General features: G+C 71.3%; 17 protein-coding genes and 1 tRNA gene. 10 read left to right on the forward strand and 8 right to left on the reverse strand.

Translation table 11 applies throughout. From position 1 onward, the window contains the following. Positions 1–115: 115 nt before the first annotated feature. Entirely contained in the window at positions 116–589 is a 474-nt protein-coding gene (locus tag EDD29_RS41130; protein ID WP_123669554.1) for a DoxX family protein, read from the forward strand. Here the strand turns inward: EDD29_RS41130 and EDD29_RS41135 are convergent. After that, positions 579–1,169: an RBBP9/YdeN family alpha/beta hydrolase gene (locus EDD29_RS41135; protein WP_123669555.1), complete on the reverse strand. Its 591-nt coding sequence runs from the start codon at positions 1,167–1,169 to the stop codon at positions 579–581. The genes EDD29_RS41130 and EDD29_RS41135 overlap by 11 nt on opposite strands. A gap of 226 nt (positions 1,170–1,395) precedes the next feature. On the opposite strand from EDD29_RS41135, the gene pruA reads away from it, so the two are divergent. Continuing rightward, a complete protein-coding gene (gene pruA, locus EDD29_RS41140) occupies positions 1,396–3,021 on the forward strand; it encodes an L-glutamate gamma-semialdehyde dehydrogenase (protein ID WP_123669556.1) in 1,626 nt (541 codons plus the stop codon). A 67-nt stretch (positions 3,022–3,088) separates the two neighbouring features. Here pruA and EDD29_RS41145 read toward each other — a convergent pair whose 3' ends face one another. Next, positions 3,089–3,481 (reverse strand): STAS domain-containing protein, encoded by a 393-nt coding sequence (locus EDD29_RS41145; protein ID WP_123669557.1) that lies wholly within the window; start codon positions 3,479–3,481, stop codon positions 3,089–3,091. 179 nt (positions 3,482–3,660) lie between these two features. Here EDD29_RS41145 and EDD29_RS41150 point away from each other — a divergent pair, with 179 nt between their 5' ends. The 4 genes from EDD29_RS41150 to EDD29_RS47485 all read left to right on the forward strand — a co-directional run bounded on the left by EDD29_RS41150 (position 3,661) and on the right by EDD29_RS47485 (position 7,638). Then, entirely contained in the window at positions 3,661–4,512 is an 852-nt protein-coding gene (locus tag EDD29_RS41150) for a DUF72 domain-containing protein (RefSeq protein WP_211360160.1), read from the forward strand. Positions 4,513–4,572: 60 nt separating this feature from the next. After that, a complete protein-coding gene (locus EDD29_RS41155; RefSeq protein WP_123669559.1) occupies positions 4,573–5,121 on the forward strand; it encodes a GNAT family N-acetyltransferase in 549 nt (182 codons plus the stop codon). A gap of 73 nt (positions 5,122–5,194) precedes the next feature. Continuing rightward, positions 5,195–6,403: an FxsB family cyclophane-forming radical SAM/SPASM peptide maturase gene (locus tag EDD29_RS41160; protein WP_246053268.1), complete on the forward strand. Its 1,209-nt coding sequence runs from the start codon at positions 5,195–5,197 to the stop codon at positions 6,401–6,403. 551 nt (positions 6,404–6,954) lie between these two features. Next, complete coding sequence (locus EDD29_RS47485) at positions 6,955–7,638, forward strand: aKG-HExxH-type peptide beta-hydroxylase (protein WP_246053269.1); 684 nt, start codon at positions 6,955–6,957, stop codon at positions 7,636–7,638. A 63-nt stretch (positions 7,639–7,701) separates the two neighbouring features. Here the strand turns inward: EDD29_RS47485 and fxsT are convergent, their stop codons facing one another. Further along, entirely contained in the window at positions 7,702–10,236 is a 2,535-nt protein-coding gene (gene fxsT, locus EDD29_RS41170; RefSeq protein WP_123669561.1) for an FxSxx-COOH system tetratricopeptide repeat protein, read from the reverse strand. Positions 10,237–10,440: 204 nt separating this feature from the next. Between fxsT and EDD29_RS46040 the strand changes: the two genes are divergently transcribed. The 3 genes from EDD29_RS46040 (at position 10,441) to EDD29_RS41180 (ending at position 14,065) form a co-directional block, all read left to right on the forward strand. Next, positions 10,441–10,617: a hypothetical protein gene (locus tag EDD29_RS46040; protein ID WP_170201770.1), complete on the forward strand. Its 177-nt coding sequence runs from the start codon at positions 10,441–10,443 to the stop codon at positions 10,615–10,617. Positions 10,618–10,682: 65 nt separating this feature from the next. Continuing rightward, on the forward strand, positions 10,683–12,608 hold the full coding sequence (locus EDD29_RS41175) for an nSTAND1 domain-containing NTPase (protein WP_123669562.1): 1,926 nt from the start codon (positions 10,683–10,685) through the stop codon (positions 12,606–12,608). 242 nt (positions 12,609–12,850) lie between these two features. Further along, on the forward strand, positions 12,851–14,065 hold the full coding sequence (locus tag EDD29_RS41180; protein WP_123669563.1) for an MFS transporter: 1,215 nt from the start codon (positions 12,851–12,853) through the stop codon (positions 14,063–14,065). Here EDD29_RS41180 and EDD29_RS41185 read toward each other — a convergent pair. Beyond that, on the reverse strand, positions 14,056–14,991 hold the full coding sequence (locus EDD29_RS41185) for a L,D-transpeptidase (RefSeq protein WP_123669564.1): 936 nt from the start codon (positions 14,989–14,991) through the stop codon (positions 14,056–14,058). The two genes, EDD29_RS41180 and EDD29_RS41185, sit on opposite strands and share 10 nt — an antisense overlap. A gap of 218 nt (positions 14,992–15,209) precedes the next feature. On the opposite strand from EDD29_RS41185, the gene EDD29_RS41190 reads away from it, so the two are divergent. Then, a complete protein-coding gene (locus tag EDD29_RS41190) occupies positions 15,210–15,923 on the forward strand; it encodes a hypothetical protein (RefSeq protein ID WP_123669565.1) in 714 nt (237 codons plus the stop codon). Between the two features lie 67 nt (positions 15,924–15,990). On the opposite strand, the gene EDD29_RS41195 is transcribed toward EDD29_RS41190, so the two are convergent. From EDD29_RS41195 to EDD29_RS41210, 4 genes are all read right to left on the reverse strand, one after another. Then, positions 15,991–16,752, reverse strand: a complete 762-nt coding sequence (locus tag EDD29_RS41195; RefSeq protein WP_148086268.1) for a carboxypeptidase-like regulatory domain-containing protein — start codon at positions 16,750–16,752, stop codon at positions 15,991–15,993. A gap of 362 nt (positions 16,753–17,114) precedes the next feature. Beyond that, positions 17,115–17,870, reverse strand: coding sequence for a hypothetical protein (locus EDD29_RS41200; protein ID WP_123669567.1), 756 nt, complete (start codon positions 17,868–17,870; stop codon positions 17,115–17,117). Positions 17,871–17,935: 65 nt separating this feature from the next. Then, entirely contained in the window at positions 17,936–18,244 is a 309-nt protein-coding gene (locus EDD29_RS41205) for a hypothetical protein (protein WP_123669568.1), read from the reverse strand. Between the two features lie 284 nt (positions 18,245–18,528). After that, a tRNA-Ser gene (locus EDD29_RS41210) sits at positions 18,529–18,617 on the reverse strand. Positions 18,618–18,661: the final 44 nt, after the last annotated feature.

Genomic DNA, 18,661 nt, shown 5'->3' on the forward strand with positions numbered 1-18,661 from the left:
GCATCTCCGCACCCGCCCATGAGCGGCCCGTGAGGGGTTCCCTCTTCCTGAGTTTGCCGAGGCGAGAACGTCGGATACGTGGCCCGGAGGTCACGCTCCGTTACCTTGGGGCGGTATGGACGCGGGATTGTTGTTGTTGCGACTGGTCTTCGGGCTGGTCCTCGCCTCACATGGCGCACAGAAACTGTTCGGCTGGTTCGGCGGCGGCGGAATCAAGGGCACCGGGATGTTCTTCGGGAAGCTCGGTTTCGAGCCGGGCCAGTTCTACGCGGTGATCGCGGGACTCACCGAGTTCGTCGGCGGGCTGCTGCTCGCCCTCGGCCTGCTGTGGCCGCTCGGCCCCGCGATGGTCGTCGGGGTCATGCTGACCGCGGCGTTCAGCACCTGGAAGCAGGGCTTCTTCTCCGGCACCGAGACCCCGCTGCTCATCGCGGCGGCCGGCGCGAGCCTGGCCCTCACCGGGCCGGGCCGCTACAGCCTCGACGAAGGCCGCCCGTGGCGGCGCACCACCACCGGCGAGGCCTGGGGCTGGGGCGCGATCGCCTTGGGCGTCGTCGCCTCGCTCATCGCCATGCTGGTCAAGGGCTGACCCGCGGCACCAGCCTGACCGATGGGTCCAGGCACCACTCCAAGACCGATGGCCACCGGCCGTACCCGGCGTCGAGATCGAGGTGTCCGGCGCCGGGCACCAGATCCGCGTCCAGCGCCAGCGGACGCCCGTACACCTCGAGCGCCCCGCCGACGCAGTAGGGATCGTTGTCGGACGCGACGAGCCGCACGACTCCCGCGGCGGCCACCTCCGCCGGGGTGAGCGGCGGCGGCGCGAACGCCGTGATCTCCGGCTCACCCGCACAGAACTCCGGCGATGGCGGCGCGACCAGCAGCACCCGGTCGGCCTTCACCAGGCCGCGCCCGGCGGCGTGCAGCCAGGCCACGCACGCGAGGCTGTGGCAGACCACGACCTTCTCGTCGGCCTCCCCGTGACCGGGCGGCTCCGCCAGGAGCCCGGCGATCTCCGCGAGCCAGACCTCCAGATCCGGGACATCGGGATCCGGCAGCTGCGGGTACTCCACCGCCAGCCCGCGCCCCGCGAGCTCCTCTGCGAGTACCCGCTCCCAATGCCCTTCCGGGCGGTGGTTCTGCCAGCCGTGCAGCACGAGAACACCCATCGCGCAGCCCCCTCTCATGATCGGTCAAGGAAATTCTGCCGACCCCGACAATCCCTGTACATCCCTCACTCGAGGGAGCCGTGATCAGGTGCGCCCGCCGCCTCATACAGCTGTATGAAAGATCACCACGGAGGTCGTGACACCTGTCGATGGTGAAGGGCAAGGCCCGCTCTTAGCTTCGAGAGAGAAGGCCCAACCCACGATCGCCCGGAGGCGGAAGAAGCTCATGGACTCCCGAACCACCGTGCCCGCGCCGGTCAACGAGCCGGTACACGCCTACGCGCCCGGCGGCCCCGAGCGTGCCCGGCTGGAGGCCAAGCTCACCGAACTGTCCGTCGGCGGCGCCGAACTGCCCTCCGTCATCGGCGGCGAGCACCGGATGGCCAAGGGCGACCGGATCAAGGTCGTCCAGCCCCACGCGCACCGCGAGATCCTCGGCGTCACCGCGAACGCCGACCACTCCGACGCCCGCGACGCCGTCGAGGCCGCCCGCGCCGCCGCCCCCGGCTGGCGCGCGCTGAGCTTCGACGACCGCGCCGCGATCCTGCTGCGCGCCGCCGACCTGCTCACCGGCCCCTGGCGCGAGACGATCGCCGCCGCGACGATGCTGGGCCAGTCCAAGACCGCCCAGCAGGCCGAGATCGACTCCCCGTGCGAGCTCGCCGACTTCTGGCGGTTCAACGTGCACTTCGCGCGCCAGATCCTCGAAGAGCAGCCCGTGTCGTCCCCCGGCGTCTGGAACCGGGCCGACCACCGGCCGCTCGAGGGCTTCGTCTACGCGATCACGCCGTTCAACTTCACCGCGATCGCCGCGAACCTGCCGACCGCGCCCGCGCTGATGGGCAACACGGTCATCTGGAAGCCGTCGCCCACCCAGCAGTTCTCCGCGCACTCCACGATGAAGCTGCTCGAAGAGGCGGGCCTGCCCCCGGGCGTCATCAACATGGTGACCGGCGACGGCATCGCCATGTCCGACGTCGCGCTCAGCGCCCCGGACCTCGCCGGCATCCACTTCACCGGCTCCACCCCGACCTTCAAGCACCTGTGGCGCACGGTCGGAGAGAACCTCGACTCCTACGCGACCTACCCCCGGCTCGTCGGCGAGACCGGGGGCAAGGACTTCATCGTCGCGCACCCCTCGGCCGACCCGGCGGTACTGCTGACCGCGATGGTCCGCGGCGCGTTCGAGTACCAGGGCCAGAAGTGCTCAGCGGCCTCCCGCGCCTACGTCCCGCGCTCGGTGTGGAACCTCATCCGCGACGACTTCGCCTCGACCGTCGAGAGCCTCACCATGGGCGACGTGCGCGACCTGCGGAACTTCATGGGCGCCGTCATCGACGCCCGGTCGTTCGCGAAGCTCAAGGGCGTCCTGGACCGCGCGGCGGCCGACCCGAAGATCGACGTCCTCGTCGGTGGCACCTATGACGACGCCGAGGGCTACTTCGTCCGCCCGACCGTCCTGGTGAGCGACGACCCGGCGCACGAGATCTTCCGCGACGAGTACTTCGGCCCGGTCCTGTCCGTCCACGTGTACGAGGACGCCGCCTACGACGCGATGCTCGCGCAGATGGAGAAGGCCAGCGCCTACGGCCTGACCGGCTCGATCATCGCCCGCGACCGCGCCGCCGTCGCGCACGCCACCGAGGCGCTGCGCTTCGCCGCGGGCAACTTCTACATCAACGACAAGCCGACCGGCGCCGTCGTCGGGCAGCAGCCGTTCGGCGGCGGCCGGGCCTCGGGCACCAACGACAAGGCCGGCTCCCTTCAGAACCTGCTGCGCTGGACGTCCACCCGGACGATCAAGGAGACCTTCGTGCCTCCGACGACGCACGGCTACCCGCACATGGGCTGACACCGGACCGCGGCACCCGTGCGGGGCGACGCACGGGCACCGCGGTTCCCGTCCCGCGAGGCCGTCCTCACCTGGTGAGGGCGGCCTCGACGGCGTCCGGGGTGGACTCCCACAGGGACATGAAGCGGAGCGCGCCCATCGCGCGCAAGGCTTGCAGCAGCCTCTCGGACGAGCAGCCGAACGTCATCGTCACGTTCCGTTCCGCGGCGAGGCGCGCGGCCTCCATGAGGGTCGGGTGGACGACGTCGGCGATGTCGACGGCGTCCTCCAGATCGACGATCAGGGGCGTGCGGACCTCTTCCTGGAGGAGCGGCAGCAGCGCGGCCTCCAGCCCGGCGACGGCGCTCGCGTCGAGCGTCCCGGCGAGCATGAGGAGGCGATGGCTTCCGTAGCGGAGTGTCGTCGCCCGGAAGGCGGGGGCTCCGGTGGGCCGCTGCTGCGGCGCGGACTGCTCTGACATGCGTCACCGTCCTGTGGGTGCCGGGGTTGCGGACTTCCGGCGTAGGGTAATCGGATGACCTCGTTGCGTGAGGACATATCCCGGAATCGGCATCGCGCCGGAACGGGCGGGGCGGTGGCCCGAGGCGCCCGGGGAAACCCGGTAACTTCGGGTCCATGCGGCTTCATGTGGGATGTGCGATGTGGACGCTCGCTCCCTGGCGAGGGCGGTACGTCCCGCATCCGCTGCCCGCCGAGCAGCGGCTGAGCGCTTACGCGTCCTGGTGCAACGCGGTCGAGGGGAACACGACGTTCTACGCGACACCGACCCGGGAGACCGCCGCGTCCTGGGCGGCGCAGACCTCGCCGGACTTTCGCCTTCCGCTCAAGCTGCCCAGGACCGTCACGCACGAGCGGCGGCTGACGGGGGCGGAGGCCGAACTAGCGGCCTTCTACGACGCGGTCGAGCCGCTCGGGCCCCGGTCGGGGGTGCTGTGGATCCAGCTGCCCGGAGGGTTCGGGCCCGGGGACGTCGGGGCACTCGCGACGTTCCTGCGCCACCTGCCGCGCACACATCGGTACGCCGTCGAGGTCAGGCACAGGGCGTTCTTCGAGGACGAGCGGGCAGTGCGGCTTCTGGAGCGGACGCTGGACGCGGCGGGGGCGGAATGGGTGCCTTTCGATACGACCGTGCTGTTCTCGACGCCGCCCACGACCGACGCGGAACGTCAGGCGTGGACGCACAAGCCCCGGATGCCGCGGCGGTCGCTCGCGCTGACGCGGGCCCCGATCGTCAGGTACCTCGGGCGGGACTCTTCCGAGGAGACCGTCGCGGGGTGGGCGCCCTGGGTGGAGACGGTGGCGGAGTGGCTGCGTGAAGGGCGTTCGCCCACGTTCTTCCTGCACACGCCCGGGAACGATGAGGCGCCCGCGCTGGCGCGGCGGTTCCATGACGAGGTGCGGGCGCGCCTCGGCGCGGCGGCGGAGGCGCTGGCGCCTCTCCCCGAGCCCGTCCCGCCGGTGGCGCCTGAGGAACCCTTGACTCTCTTCTGAGCGTGTTCATCCGACGCCGGGGGGTTTACACAGGTCCTCCGGTATTGGTCGAATGCCGGAATGTACCGTGTTGTTCTCAGGCGGTTGTGTCCTGCGGATGCCGACGAGGTGGCACGGCTCGGAAGGTTGAGCCGGCGGCTGCACGGGCGCTGGGTGTACATGCCGCGAGCGACGGCGGAATGCCTCGACTACCTGCTCCGGCTCGCCGACGAAGGCGCGATCCCCCTGGCCGTCCGGCGGATCGAGGACGACGCGATCGTCGGGGTCGTCATCATCAGCGGGGTCACGCGGGGCGTCTACGAGCGGGCGGTCCTCGGGTACGCGGGGTTCGCGCCTTCGGTCGGGCAGGGGTATCTCACCGAGGGGCTCTCCCTGGTCGTCCAGTACGGGTTCGGGCCGCTCGGGCTGCACCGGCTGGAGGCCGACATCGAACCGGAGAACACCCCGTCGCTGCGGCTCGCCGAGCGCGTCGGGTTCCGGCGGGAGGGGCTTTCGCGGGGGTTCATCCGGGTCGGCGGGATATGGCGTGACCACGAGCGATGGGCGATCACCGCGGACACGGCGGACGGGCTCGTGCGGTGCGAGCCTTGGCAACTGCCGGACACCTGAGTTTTAACATCCCGACTTTGGCCACATAACCGGATGAAACCGGATAGACGCCATCGCCGGGGAGTTGATCAGCGTGGCCGTCCACGGCGGTGAGTGGCCCTCGCTCCTCGACGTCCAAGGGCTGCTGGAAGGCGGATGGCGGCCCACGCCGTTCCGCGAGTTCGTGCTCAAGATCCACAGCCGGTGCAACCTCGCCTGCGACTACTGCTACATGTACGAATCGCCCGACCAAGGGTGGCGTGCCCAGCCGCGGCGCATGGCGCGCGGGACCCTTGACCAGACGATCGCGCGGATCGCCGAACACGTCGCGGCGCACCGGCTGCCCGCGGTCACCGTGGTGCTGCACGGGGGCGAGCCTCTGCTCGCGGGGGTCGAGCACCTGCGGTACGCGGTGGCCGCGACCCGGGCGGCGCTGCCCGGGGTGCGCGTCGACTTCCAGGTGCAGACCAACGGGACACTGCTCGATCCGGTCTTCCTCGCCCTTTTCGACGAGCTCGACGTGCGCGTCGGGGTCAGCCTCGACGGCGACTCCACCGCCAACGACAGGCACCGGCTCCGGCGCGACGGCGGGAGCAGCCACGAAGCCGTCCGGCGGGGTCTGGAACAGCTCACCGCACCCCGGTACCGGCATCTGTTCAGCGGGCTGCTCGCCGCCGTCGACCTCGCCAACGACCCTGTCGTCACCTACGAGGCGCTGCTCGCGCACGACCCGCCCGAGATCGACTTCCTGCTCCCGCACGGGACCTGGGACCTGCCGCCGCCCGGCCGTCCCGCCGACCGCTCCACCCCTTACGGCGACTGGCTCGTCAAGGCGTTCGACCGCTGGTACGGCGCACCCGTGCGGGAGACCCGCGTCCGGCTGTTCGGCGAGATCCTGCACCTGCTGCTCGGCAGGCCCTCGCGCAGCGAGACCATCGGCCTCTCCCCCGTCGCGACCGTCGTGGTCGAGACGAACGGCCGCATCGAACAGGTCGACACCCTCAAGGCGGCCTTCGAGGGCGCGAGCGGCACCCCCCTGCACGTCGCCCGCGACTCCTTCGACGACGCCCTTCTCGTCCCCGGCATCGCCGCCCGCCAGATAGGCGCCCGCGCTCTCTCCGCCGAATGCCGCTCCTGCACCCTGGTCCGCGTCTGCGGCGGCGGCCTCTACCCCCACCGCCACCGCACCCCCACCGGCTTCCGCAACCCCTCCGTCTACTGTCCCGACCTCTACGCACTCATCACCCATGTCCGCGACACCCTCACCACCGACATAGCCACCCTCCGCCCGCCCCACTCATGAGGGGCGGCACGGGCGGGCTGCCCGTCGAGGTGTTGCGGAGTGTGGCGGCAGGGGGCGGGGGCGAGGGGGCGGCGCGCGTATTGCGGGAGGGGCAGGGCGGACGGCGAGGGGTGTTGGTGCGGGGGGTGTTGGAGGTGGCTCGGGGTGGAGGGTGGGGCGGGGCGGGGGAGCAGGCTTGGCGGGTGCTCGCGGAGGTGCGGGAGAGGGAGCCTTCGGCGTTCGCTCAGGTCGTGGGGTATCCGTCGGTGGGGCCTGCCGCGCGGCGGGTGCTGCGGGGGGTGGTGAGCGGGGAGGGCGGGCAGGGGGCGGAGGCTGCGGCGCTACTTGGCGGGGTCGCGGCGGCGGCGGCCGTGCTGGGCGGGGTACGGGCCACGGTCACGGTGCCGCAGGCCGGGGAGGTCCTGGTGTTGCCCTCGGTGGGGTGTCTTGCGCTGCCGGAGGGGTGGGCGGGGGAGGACCTCGTGGTGCGGACAGGGGACGGGGTCGAGGTAATCGGCGGGGGAGGCGTGCTGTGTGTGCCGCGTAAGGGAGCGGCGCCTGGGTGGGCGCCCGTGCGCGCGCTTCACGTGGGGGAGGGCGGTGCGGGGATGACGCTGCTGCTCGACGAGGCCGATCCGGACCGGATGCCCGGAGCGTCGCTGCGCGGGGGCCGGCTCACCGCCGCCGAGGCGGACCGGTGGGGCGTCCTCCTGGAGGAGGCGTGGACGATCCTGCTGCGGCGGCACTGGACGACCGCCGCCGAGGCCCGGGTCCTCCTGCGCGCCGTCACCGTGCTCGACGCGCCCCCGGGACGCGCCACCAGCGGCACCCCGAGACACGCGCCCGGCCTCATCGGGCTCTCGTCCCCCGTCGACGCGCGGGGCCTCGCCGAGACGATCGCGCACGAGATCCAGCACACGAAGCTCAACGCCGTCCTCGACCACCACGTCCTCACAGAGGCCGACGACGGCGTCCGTCACCCCGTCGCCTGGCGTCCCGACCCCCGTCCGCTCCTGGGCGCTCTCCACGGCGTCTACGCCCATCTGGGCGTCGCCGGGTTCTGGCGGCGCGAGCGCCCGGCGGCCGGGCCGCGCGCCGAAGGCGCCTACGCCCGGTGGCGCGACGCCGCCCATGCCGCGGCGGTCGCCCTGGCGGAAAGCCCTGCCCTCACCCCTCACGGCCGACTCTTCCTCGAAGGCACCACCGCGACCCTCGCCGCCTGGAAGTCCGATCCCCCGGCCGCCCTCCCCGCCTGACGCGTTGCGGACTTCCGCCCGACGCCGGATCGGTGGGTTCTGGCCGCGCGCCGGGCCGGACCGTCAGATGGGCGGGGGGTCGAAGTCGGAGTCGAGGTGGCGGCGGTCCTGGGCGACCACGGCGTCGGGGTGGGCGAGCCCCAGGGTGGCGGAGTACGCCTCCAGGGTGCTGGTGAAGAGCGCGTCGGACTCGTCCTTGCGGTCCAGGAGGGTGAGGTCGGCGGAGAGGTTCGCGGTGCAGGAGAGCGTCATCGGGTGGCGGGGGCCGAGGACGCGGGTGAGGCGGACCCTGGTGTCGGTGCCGAGCGTGACCGACTCGTCGAGCCGGCCCAGGTCGGCGTAGTCGCTGGCGAGGTTCGCCGCGACGGTCAGCGGATAGTGGTGGTCGCGGCCCAGCTTGGCCTCCAGGCCCGCGAGCGCCGCCTCGTTGAGCGCGCGCGCTGCCTCCGACTCGCCCGTCGCGCGGCGCAGGATCGCGAGATTGCCCGCGCAGCCGTGGTTGTAGGGGTGCTCCGGCCCGTAGACGTTCGGGTACCGGTTGACGGTGTCGGCCGCCAGCTCCACCGCAGAGTCCAGGTCGCCCAGCGCGCGCTGGACGTTGGCGAGGCACATCGCCGAGGCGAGCGTGTCGGGGTGGCTCAGCCCGTACAGCCGGACGTACCTCGCGTGCATCTCCAGGGCGAGTTCCAGCGCCCGGTCCAGCTCGCCCACCCTCCGCCAGGCGATGGACAAGTCCTTGCCTGTACGCAGCGTCCACGGGTGGTCCGCGCCGAGTTCGTTGACGCCGTAGTGGTACGCCTCCTCCCCGACATCACACGCCTCCGCGTAATCCCCGCACAGGCGGACCGCGCGGGCGAGCCCGCTCCAGGGCGCCAGGACGTCGACGGCCCCCGCCCGCCTCCCCAGTGCCCGCATCCTCATGTAGCCCTCCTCGTGGAGGCGCTTGGACTGCTGGTAGTCGCTGATGAGCCCGTAGTCGAGCGCGAGGCTGTTGATGACGCGCAGGGTGTGCGGCTCGTTCTCCCCGATGACGGCCTCGTGCCGCTCCCTGGACTCCAGGTCGTGCGCGCGCGCCGCCGGGAAGTCTCCGCGCGCCCGCAGGTCGGCCCCTATCGTGTTGACGAGGCGGAGCACCTCCTGCTCCTCCGGGTGGGCGCGTCCCCGGTGCAGCTCCAGCGTCACCTGGTTCAACTCGTACGCGGCCTGGTAGAGACCGAGTTCCCTCAGGACGTTTCCCAGCTGCCGTCGCGCCTTCAGGACGTCGAGATCATCCGGCGCCCCGTCTTCGGACCACCTGTCGATGAACCCCTGCACGAACAGCCTTGCCGAGGCGTAGCCGCCCGAGGCGTACAGGTACCGGACGACGTCCAAAGCGAGCTGCCGTACTTCGGGCTCCGTGCTCTCGGCCACCCCGGACGGCTGGATGTGCCCGAGCAGGTCGTAGTACGCGGGCCAGCTCGTCCTGTCGTCGGGGGTGCCGGGCGCGGCCATCGCCAGGAGCACGTGCACCTCGTGCCGGAAGCGGCGCTGCTCCCCAGCGTCGAGCTCCTCCCGGACCAGCGCCTGGATCAGCCGGTGCACCTGGATCGTGCGGGCCGAGGCGTCGATCTTGGCGAGCGCGTACCTGCCGAGCTCCCCGACCGCCCGGCTCAGCCGGATCGGGTCGCGCAGGAGCGCCGCGAGCTTCGGGCCGAGGTCTCCGCTCGGCTGGCTGAACACGTCGCGCGGGATGGGTTCTGGGCCGAAGAACGCGCAACACCGCAGCAGCTCGATCGCCTCGGGCATGGTGCCGCTCAGGGACGCCACCGACAGGCCCCACGCGGCGGTCATCGACACCGGGTACTCCGACGGCTTGCCTTCCGAGAGGAGTTGCGCCGTGCGCTCGGTCAGCAACTCCAGGTACTGCGTGACCGGCATGCCCGTTTCCGCCTGAAGCGCTCCGGCCTGCTCCAGCGCCAGAGGCAGGTCGCCGAGCTCGTGCGCGAGACGGTCGGCGTCCGCCCCGCCGACGGTCCGCGGCACCCTTTTCGCCAGGAACTGGATGCTCTCCGCACGGGTGAACACATCCACGGGAACCGTGTCGACGACCCCCTCCCAGCGGTGGTTCCGCGAGGTGATCAGCACATGGCCGGGCCCCTGGGGCAGAACATCCTTGAGGTCCTCCGGCTGGTCGGCGTTGTCGAACACCAGCAGCCAGCGCGCGTACGGCTCGCCCCTGCGCAGGGCGTCCAAGACGGCGTTGGCGGCGTCCTCGATGCCGGTCGCGGTCGCCGGGGGCAGACCCAGATGCGGGGCCAGCGCGGCGAGGCTGGAGCGCACCAGCGCGGGCTGGTCGGCGGGCACCCACCAGACGAGGTCGTACTCCTGCCGATAGCGGTAGGAGTACTCGACGGCCATCTGCGTCTTGCCCACGCCGCCCAGCCCGTGCAGCGCGTGCGGCACGACCGCGGTCACCTGCCCCGTGACGCGCTCGCGCAGCCGCGTCAGCAGATCTTCCCTGCCGGTGAAGTTCTTGTTGCGCGGGGGCACCTTCCCCCAGACGTCCGGCACACGCCCGAGCGGCCTGCCCGGCACGCCCGCGGAACGGGATTTCACCATCGAAACCTCCGCGTGATCGTCCATATTCGCATCAGATGTCCCGCGTCATGCTAACCCCGTGTTCGACAATGGTCGCAACAGCGCGTTTCCGTGATCGTGGCATCCGGCACAAGTCGGTCGCAGATCTTTTTCCTTTCGCTCTGGAAAGCGGTTGGACCGCGTGCGAAGATTGGTGCGACCTGTGACCGCCGACCGGGAGGACTCATGGAAGATCACGCTCGCGGTGATCTCGTGGACGTTTCCGGACTGTCCCTGCCGGATCTCGACTCACTCGACCGCTCAAGCCTCTGGCATGTGCTCACCGAGATCCTGGGCCCCGCCGAACCCGATGCCGGCGACACCGTCGCGGCCTTCAACGCGAGCCTTCCGCCCGTCCGCTGACCCGGCCTGCGGAAAACGGAAAACCACTGCACAGGCACATCGACGTGCCTGGCCGGATGAGGCCAATGACGTTTCCCGCGCAGTTTCCCGGAAATCGAGAGTTCACCGCGCGGGACCGTCCGCACTTCCATGGCCGAGCCGTCGAGACCGCCGAACTCGCGGATCTGTGGCAGCGGCAGGAAATCACCATTCTGCATGGCGAATCCGGTGCCGGAAAGAGTTCACTGCTGCACGCGGGTGTCATTCCCGCGCTACGCGACGGGGCGCGTCGGGTACTTCCCCCGGCGCTGCCCGGGTACCGGCCCGCGCTGCCCCTCGCCGCAATTCCGCGGCAGAATCCTTTCGCCTTCGCCATCCTGGCCTCCTGGCGGCCCGAGGTCGCGCCGACCCGCCTCGCCGGGCTCACCGCGGCGGCGTTCCTGCGCGGTATCGCGGGCCCCGACGCGCACGGACCCGCCCATCTGGCGATCGACCGGGCGGAGGAGCTGTTCGCGCCATCGGCCGCCGAGGCTGCGCGGGTCGCCTTCCTCAACGACTTGGCCGAGGCGCTGTCCGGCCACGCAGGCTTCCGACTTCTCTTGTGCGTCCGTGAAGAGCGGCTCCCTGAAGCCCTCGCCTTCGCCTCACGACTAAGCGAACCGGGCAGGATGCTGCTCGGCCCGCTCGACCGCGCCGCGGCCGCCGCCGCGATCCGCGGCCCGCTCGGCCCCCATGGCGACCCCGACCTGCCGGACCGCCTCGCCGCCGATCTGGCCGGCGGCCGGCAGGGCCGCGGCCGCGACGAGGCGGCCTGGGTGGAGCCGTCGCTCCTCCAGCCCGTGTGCGCGCGGCTGTTCGGCCCGGACGCGGCGGGCGGCCCCGGCCACGATCTCGGCCCGGACGTCGACCAGGCGCTCGCCGACCACACGGCGGCCGTGCTCGCCCGGGTCGCCGCCGGGCACCGGATGACGCCCGCCGCGCTCACCGGCTGGTTCCGCGACGTGTTCGCGCCCCGTTCCGGCGGCGCCCGGGTGGCCTACGAGGACGGGCCGAAGACCGCGGGCATGCCCGCCGCCGTCATACGCGACCTTGTGGACGGCCACCTACTGCGCGCCCACCGGCACCGGGACGGGCTGCTCTTCTACCGGCTGACGCATCCCCGCCTCGTCCGTCCCGTACGCGCGCTGCATCCGGCGCCGGCCTTCCGCCCCTCTCCCGAGGACCACCTCCAGGCCGCCGACAAGGCGCTGCACTGGGGAGAGCACGCGCTCGCGCAGGCCAACGCCGAGGCCGCGTGCAAGAGCGAAGGCTCACTGCGGGTCCACGCCGCCGCCGAGACGACTCTGGGGAACATCGCCTACGAGCGCGGCCTTGCCGAGGCCGCGGCGGCGCACTACCGAGCGGCCGCCGTGGCGTACGAGGCTGTGCAGGACACGACGGCCGTAGGACGGCTGCTCGCGGCCATCGGAAGGCTCCGGCTCGGCCACGGCACTTCGCCCGAGCGCGCGGTGGCCGACCTGAACTCCGCGGTGGGACGCGTCCCGCACGACCCCGCCATCCAGACCGGCCTCGGCCGCGCCCTGTGGTTCGCCGGACGCCCCGTCCCCGCGCTCGCCGTCCTCACCGGCGTCCTCGCCCTCGACGGCGGCACCCTCGAAGCCCTGGGGACGCGCGCCGAGATCCTCGCCGACCTCGGCGACCCCGTCTCCGCCGCGTCGGCCCTGCGCGACCTGGACCGCCTCACCGCTCCCCTGCCACCCGCCCAGGCGGCCCGCGCGCTGGCCCTCGCCGTCCTGAACCGCCCCGCCGAGGCCCGGGCCGCCCTCCCCGATCCCGACGCCTCCCCGGCCGACAGCTCCCTGGTCCTCCTCCGCGCCGCCCGCGTGGCCGCCCTGACCGGCGACCCAGCCACCGCGGCCCGCCTGGCCACCCGAGCCACCCAGGCCACCGACCCGCCCCTGCCCGCGCACCTCCACCCCACCGCCCATCACCTCACCTCCTCCGCCAATTAGCTCCCGGCCCTTCTCGGTCCGCATCACGCACGGGCGATCACGATGCGGGGCGTGGGGATCGCGGGTGGGGTTTGACTCGGGTGAACATCATGGGTCACCGGACGATCACGGGGCGTTTTAGTAGGCTGCTCGGAATCCGGGGCGCTCTCGACGACGGGGGCGGTCCGCGGGCCGGGCGCCCGCGCTGAGGGCGCGGCGGCGCATGCCCCTTCGCAGCGGGATCTCAGGAAGGCACCACCGGGGTGAGCGCTTGGCGCCGTGACTTCGCACTGCTGTGGGCCGGGTCGGCGGTGGCTCAGCTCGGCCGTACCGGTACCGCCACCGCGCTGCCGCTTCTCGCACTCGGCCTTACCGGCTCGCCTTCGGCGGCGGGCTGGGCCGCGGCCTGCGGAACCCTGCCTCACCTGCTCGCCCACGTCCCGGCGGGGAGGCTCGCCGACCGCGGCGACCAGCGGCGCATCATGCTCTGGAGCCAGTCACTCCGGCTCGTCTTCGCCTTCCTCGGCGCGGGTGCCCTTCTCCTTCTCGGGCACCCTCCCGTCTCGGGGCTCCTTCTGCTGGCGGCCCTCGACGGCACCGCCGCGGCCTTCTACGCGGTCGCCGAGCAGACGGCCCTTCCCCGGGTCGTCCCCACGAGGAGTCTTGACGCCGCCGTCTCCCGCAACGAACTTCGCCTCCACCTATCGCTCGTGCTGGGCCGCCCCCTAGGCGGACTTCTCTACGGGACGGGCCGGGCGTTCCCGTACGTCGCCGATGCCTTGGCCAGCGCCACCGCACTCCTCACGCTGGTGTTCCTCCGCCCGTTCGCTTCCCCGGCCCGTCGCGGGGCGGGGCCTTCGGGGACCCTGCGCGAGGCGGTCATGTGCGTGTGGAGCGACCCGTTCCAGCGGCGGTCCGTGGCGCTGTGCGCGGCGACGAACGCGCTGTTCCCCGCGGTCCTGCTGATGCTGCTCGTCCTCGCCGAACGGCAGGGCACGCCGCCGCTCCAGATCGGGGTGCTGGTCGCGGCCTCGGGCGCCGGCGGGGCCGTCGGGGCCGCGGTCGCGCCGCGCTGGGCGGACCGGCTCGGCGCCGCGGTGCCCGCGGTGTGCGGCTGGGGATGGGCCGCGCTCATCCTGCTCGTCACGGCCCTGCACCGGCCGGAGGCGGGCATGATCGCGTGGGCGGGGGTCGGCCTGCTCGGCTCGCTGATGAACGTCGCGCTCGCCGCCCAACGCTGCCGCGTCACCTCGCCGGACTTGCTCGGAAGGGTGACCGGAGTCAGCGCGCTAGCGACGGGTGCGACCACGCCGTTCGGCGCGCTCGCCGGAGGCTACGCGATCACCTTCCTCGGCACCCGCGGCGTCGCCGCCGCGGTCACCATCGCGCTGGTGTGCCTCGCGGCGGCGGTGACGCCCTGGCGGCGTCCGGCGGCGCGGCGACCCCGCGCCGCCGTCCGGGTGCCCGCTCAGGTCTGAACCGGCGTGTCCAGCGCGCCGCCCGCGACCCACTGCTTCCACGGGATCTGGTGGAAGCCCCAGCCGTTGTTCCAGGCCAGCTTGCGCTTGGTGCCGGTGATGATCACCCGGTCACCGCGGTAGGACCAGTTCATGAACCACTTGGCGTCACCGCTGGGGGAGCGCACGCAGCCGTGCGAGCAGTTCCGCTTGCCGAGGCAGGTCGGGTCGTCCATGTTCTGGTGGATGTACTCGCCCGACCCGCTGATCCGGGTCGCCCACGGGATCATCTCGTCGTAGTAGCCGGGGTCGCCCTCCTCCTTGCCGGGGGAGATCATGCGCTCCAGCTTGCTGTGCGCCATGACGAGGTGGATGCCGCTCGTGGTGATGAGCACGTCCGTCCCGTTGACGACCTCGCCGCCCGAGCCCATGCTCACCGGCCACGACCGGACCAGCTTGCCGTTCCGGTACGCCTTCGCACGGAACTTCTTCGCCGCGATCTTCACGACGTGGTCGTCGCCGATGCGGAAGCTGTGCTTGAGGTTCTTGGACCCGACGAGGCCGGGCCCCGCGCCCTGGAGGCCCTTGAGGTTCGCGGTGACGGTCACCGTCTGGTTCGGCTTCCACGCGGTCTTCGGCCGGAAGATCGCCAACGGCATGCCCGACGCGCTCTTCGTCCAGTACCAGGCGCCGATGGTCGACTTGCCCGACGTCACCTTCAGCGCGCGTTCCACCTTCTTGCGGTTGCGGATCGGCTGGGTGAAGCGCAGCATGATCGGCATCCCGGTGCCGACCTTCTCCCCCTTCTTGGGGGTCACGTCGTCGACGTAGAGCTTGCCCGCGGGCGCCCGCTCAGGCTCGGGGGCCGCCTGCGCCGCGCCCACCCCGAAGACCGAGGCCGCCGCCAGAACGACTGTGCCGACGCCTATATGGGCGATTCGTCGCATAGTTCACTCCGTGGGAGGGTTCGAGGGATCTTGGCAGCCTAGCGCCCTCCACCCCCACGCCTCACCCGAGTCCCACAGAGCCCGTGTGACGGTTTGGTGAACGCGACCATGACAAAAGTCGATCAAGAGCGGCAAAAGCGGCGTGAGACGCAGAGTGCAGCAAATCCTCTAAGTAGCCTCGCCCTTCAGACAGGCCCCCCTACTCACAGGAGCGCTTCATGCCCCGCACGCCCCTCGCCGTTCTCGTCGCCGCTTCCGTCGCCCTCACCGCGTTCGCGGCCCCCGCGAACGCGGCGGAACCGGAGCGCAGGGCCACCTTCGCCACCGCGTCGCCGAAGAACGCGGTGGTGACCACCGGCAAGTCGACGACCCTCACCGTCAGCGCCTCCATCGACGCCGCGGAGCCCTTCTACGAAGGCAAGATCTGGGCCGAGCTGACCGCGCTCAGCGGAAACGGCTACGAGCCCCTCGACCTCTTCGACCCCGACGGCGACGGCGTCTACACCGGCAAGGTCCAGCTCACCGCCCTGTTCGCGGTGCCCGGCAAGTGGTCGATCACCACCAAGGCCATCGGCGACGAGACCGGCAACGAGATCCCCGGCCCGACGGGCGCCTTCACCGTCCGGACCAAGACGAAGCTCGCCGCCTCGGTCTCGCCCAAGAAGCCGAAGAAGAAGTCCCCCGTCACCCTCTCGGGCGCGCTCCGCACCATCGAGTTCGGCTCCTACACGGGCTTCGGCAAGAAGAACCTCAAGATCCTCTTCCGCAAGAAGGGATCTTCGAAGTGGACCCTTCTGTCCACCGTGAAGACCAAGGCCAACGGCAGGTTCACCAAGACCGTCACCCCGAAGGCCGCCGGCGCCCTCCAGATCGTCTGGCCCGGCACCCCGACCACGACCCCCGTCAAGTCCAAGCCCTTCCCCGTCAAGTAGCGCGCCCGGTCCCTCCGGAGCCCCGGGCGCGCTCCGCCGCCGCCGGGCCGCGGCCCGGCGCCTCGGCTCAGCGGTTCAGGTAGACCGCTTTGCTCGTGGAGGCCCAGTGGCGCTGGGACTGGACCTGGCCGTTGTCGGTGCGGATGAGCCAGAGGCGCCAGTGGCCCTTGGTGGAGCCCAGAGGACGGGCGACCGGCAGGGAGAACCTGCCGTCCGGGGTGCAGTTCACCGGGGGCTTGCGCTGCCAGGTCGACTTGCCCTTGGCACGGAACTCGGGGATGAGCCGGCAGTCCTTCATCCGGGTCAGGCCGGTGGTCTGCCACTCGCCGTAGACCCAGCGCTGGATGCGGCCGCTCATGAAGACCTTCGGCTGCTTCTTCTTGGCCTTCTCCTTGAAGACCTTCACACCGGCGATCCTCGTCTTGTACAGGGCATCGAACCTCGTGAGGTCGCCCTCGGCGGGGGCGATGGTCGAGTTGCCCGCGTAGGTCACCTTGAAGTCGGAGGTGAAATCCTTCAGCACGGGCTTGAACGTGTACGTGCCCGTCGCGTCGGTCCACGCCTCGGCCACGACGGCGCCGGCATCGGTCCGCAGCGTCACCAGCGCGCCGCTGAGCACGTTCTGGTCGGTCACCAGCCTGCCGGTAAGGGTGATCGGGGCGGTCCGCACCGGCTGCATCGGGGTGATCGACACCGGCCCGTTGCCCCACGTGTTGACCGGGTCGGTCGCCGGAGGCCGGATCAGATACGTCGCGATCAGCCCGTCGCCGGGCGCCGCGGCGGCGGCCGGCGCGACGACCGCCCCCACCCCGGCCAACGCCGCCACCAAGCCGACAGAACGTACAAACAACCCACGCATTGACACCATCTACCTCTCACCAGAAAGAGGGCGAATTCACCAGATTCACCCGCCGGTGATCTTAGATCCGCCCCCCTCCCCCACGAGACCGGTTCCCCCGAACCCGCACCGCCCCCGGGAACGAGAACAGCGCCCGACCAGAACTGCCACCGAAGCGCGATTGCTCCAGGGCATTACGCATCCGCTCATGCCGACGACCGGGCGCTCCGAGGGTGTCCGGAACCTACTTCATCTGCCACAGCCCCGCGCCGTCGGCCTGAACGTCCTGGTCGGGTCCCCGGGAATGCGGTGGCCAGTGGAGGAGCCGTCCCAGACCGGAAAAACGGTCGCCACTAGAGCAAGGAGAAGACGACGGAAGCCAAGCCGATGCTCAGCGGGGCGAGGAAGAGCGAGCAGACGAAGCCCCAGCCGCCGGTGAGGCGCTTGGCCGGGTCCCGCAGCGGCCGGTCGAGGCTCCTCCAGGCAGGCCGTCGTTCCAGGAGCAGATAGAGCACCGCTCCCGACAAACCGGTCGTCATCAGCCAGAACCACGCCCACCGGTTCGCGTAGTGATGGTCGGGTCGGCTGAGCATGAGCACGAAAGTCCCCAGCCCGATGATCGAGATCAGGAGCCGCAGCCGCCCTTCGGGGAGTCGGTCGGACAAAGACCGGCTGTCCGCTCGCGACAGATCCCCTCCGCTCACCCGCAGGTCGACCTCCGGATCGAGCCATTCATCGAAACCCGGCCCGCCGTGGTCCCCGGTCACCACTCGGATCAGACTCGGCCACCGACGAGCCTCCGCAAGCTGAGCCCGTGAGAGCCGCCCTCGGAACTCCCACCAGGTCAGCCTGCTGGTGGACCACCGGAACCCGAAGATGTTGGTCTCGCGACTCGCCTTGAAGTCGACGGTCACCAACTCCAGATGATCGACGCGATGATGATCGAGATCGTCGTAAAGGCGCTCGATCGAACTCGTCCGCTGCGGTCTGTCATAGGCCAGGGCCGTCACGGCGGCATAACCCATGCACAAGATGAGCAGGATCCGCACCGGCCTGTCCGCCAGGCTGAAAGCCGCCCGGATACGCCCGATCACGACCTGCCGATTCACCCGACACTCCACGCATTTCTAGTACAAAACGACCTGAAGCCTGTCACAGGACTGGCGAGTCGCGGTCAGCGGGAGACGAAAATGCGGCCGTACTCCTCCATCAGGTGGGTGGTGCTCCCCACGCCGACCGGCTCGGCCGTGCCGGGGAAGCGGACCAGATCGTTCGCCCGCAGGCGCAGGCCGTCCGCGGACATGGTCCGGGTGGTCCAGGCGCCCTTCGCGGTGCGGTGGTAGAGGTGGGAGAGCTGGTCGGGGCCGGTCCAGATGTCTTCGCCGACGGCCCACAGGCCGCCGTGGCCGTCCGCGACGCGGATGCGCTGATCATGTGCGGGTCCCTTCTCGACACGCCGGCGGGTGCCGTTCCAGCGGAGCACGCCGATGCCGCCGCGCCGGTTGACCGCCCAGATCCGCTGCTCGCCCGTCCGGACCTTGAGGTTTTCGGGCCGGTGGCCCGGCGCGGGTTTCCGACTCCACGAGCGGCCGTCGGCGTCGGGGTCGCGTCACTGCGCGGTAGGGACCGCCGGGTCTCGGCCGGCTGGTCGAAGACGGGGAAGGCACCTCTTGGTGCCGTCCGGCTGCGTCGTAGAGCTCCCGTGACCAGGGTCGGGAAATGATCAGGGCCTCCGCTCATCGAATGAGCGGAGGCCCTGATCGGGGGCGGAGGTGGCGAGATTTGAACTCGCGATGGGCTTGCACCCAAACCGCATTAGCAGTGCGGCGCCATAGACCGTACTAGGCGACACCTCCGTGGCCCTGGGGGCCAGGTGACAGGGTACCGGGGATGGCGGGGG

This window comes from Actinocorallia herbida (assembly GCF_003751225.1).
GTDB lineage: Bacteria > Actinomycetota > Actinomycetes > Streptosporangiales > Streptosporangiaceae > Actinocorallia > Actinocorallia herbida.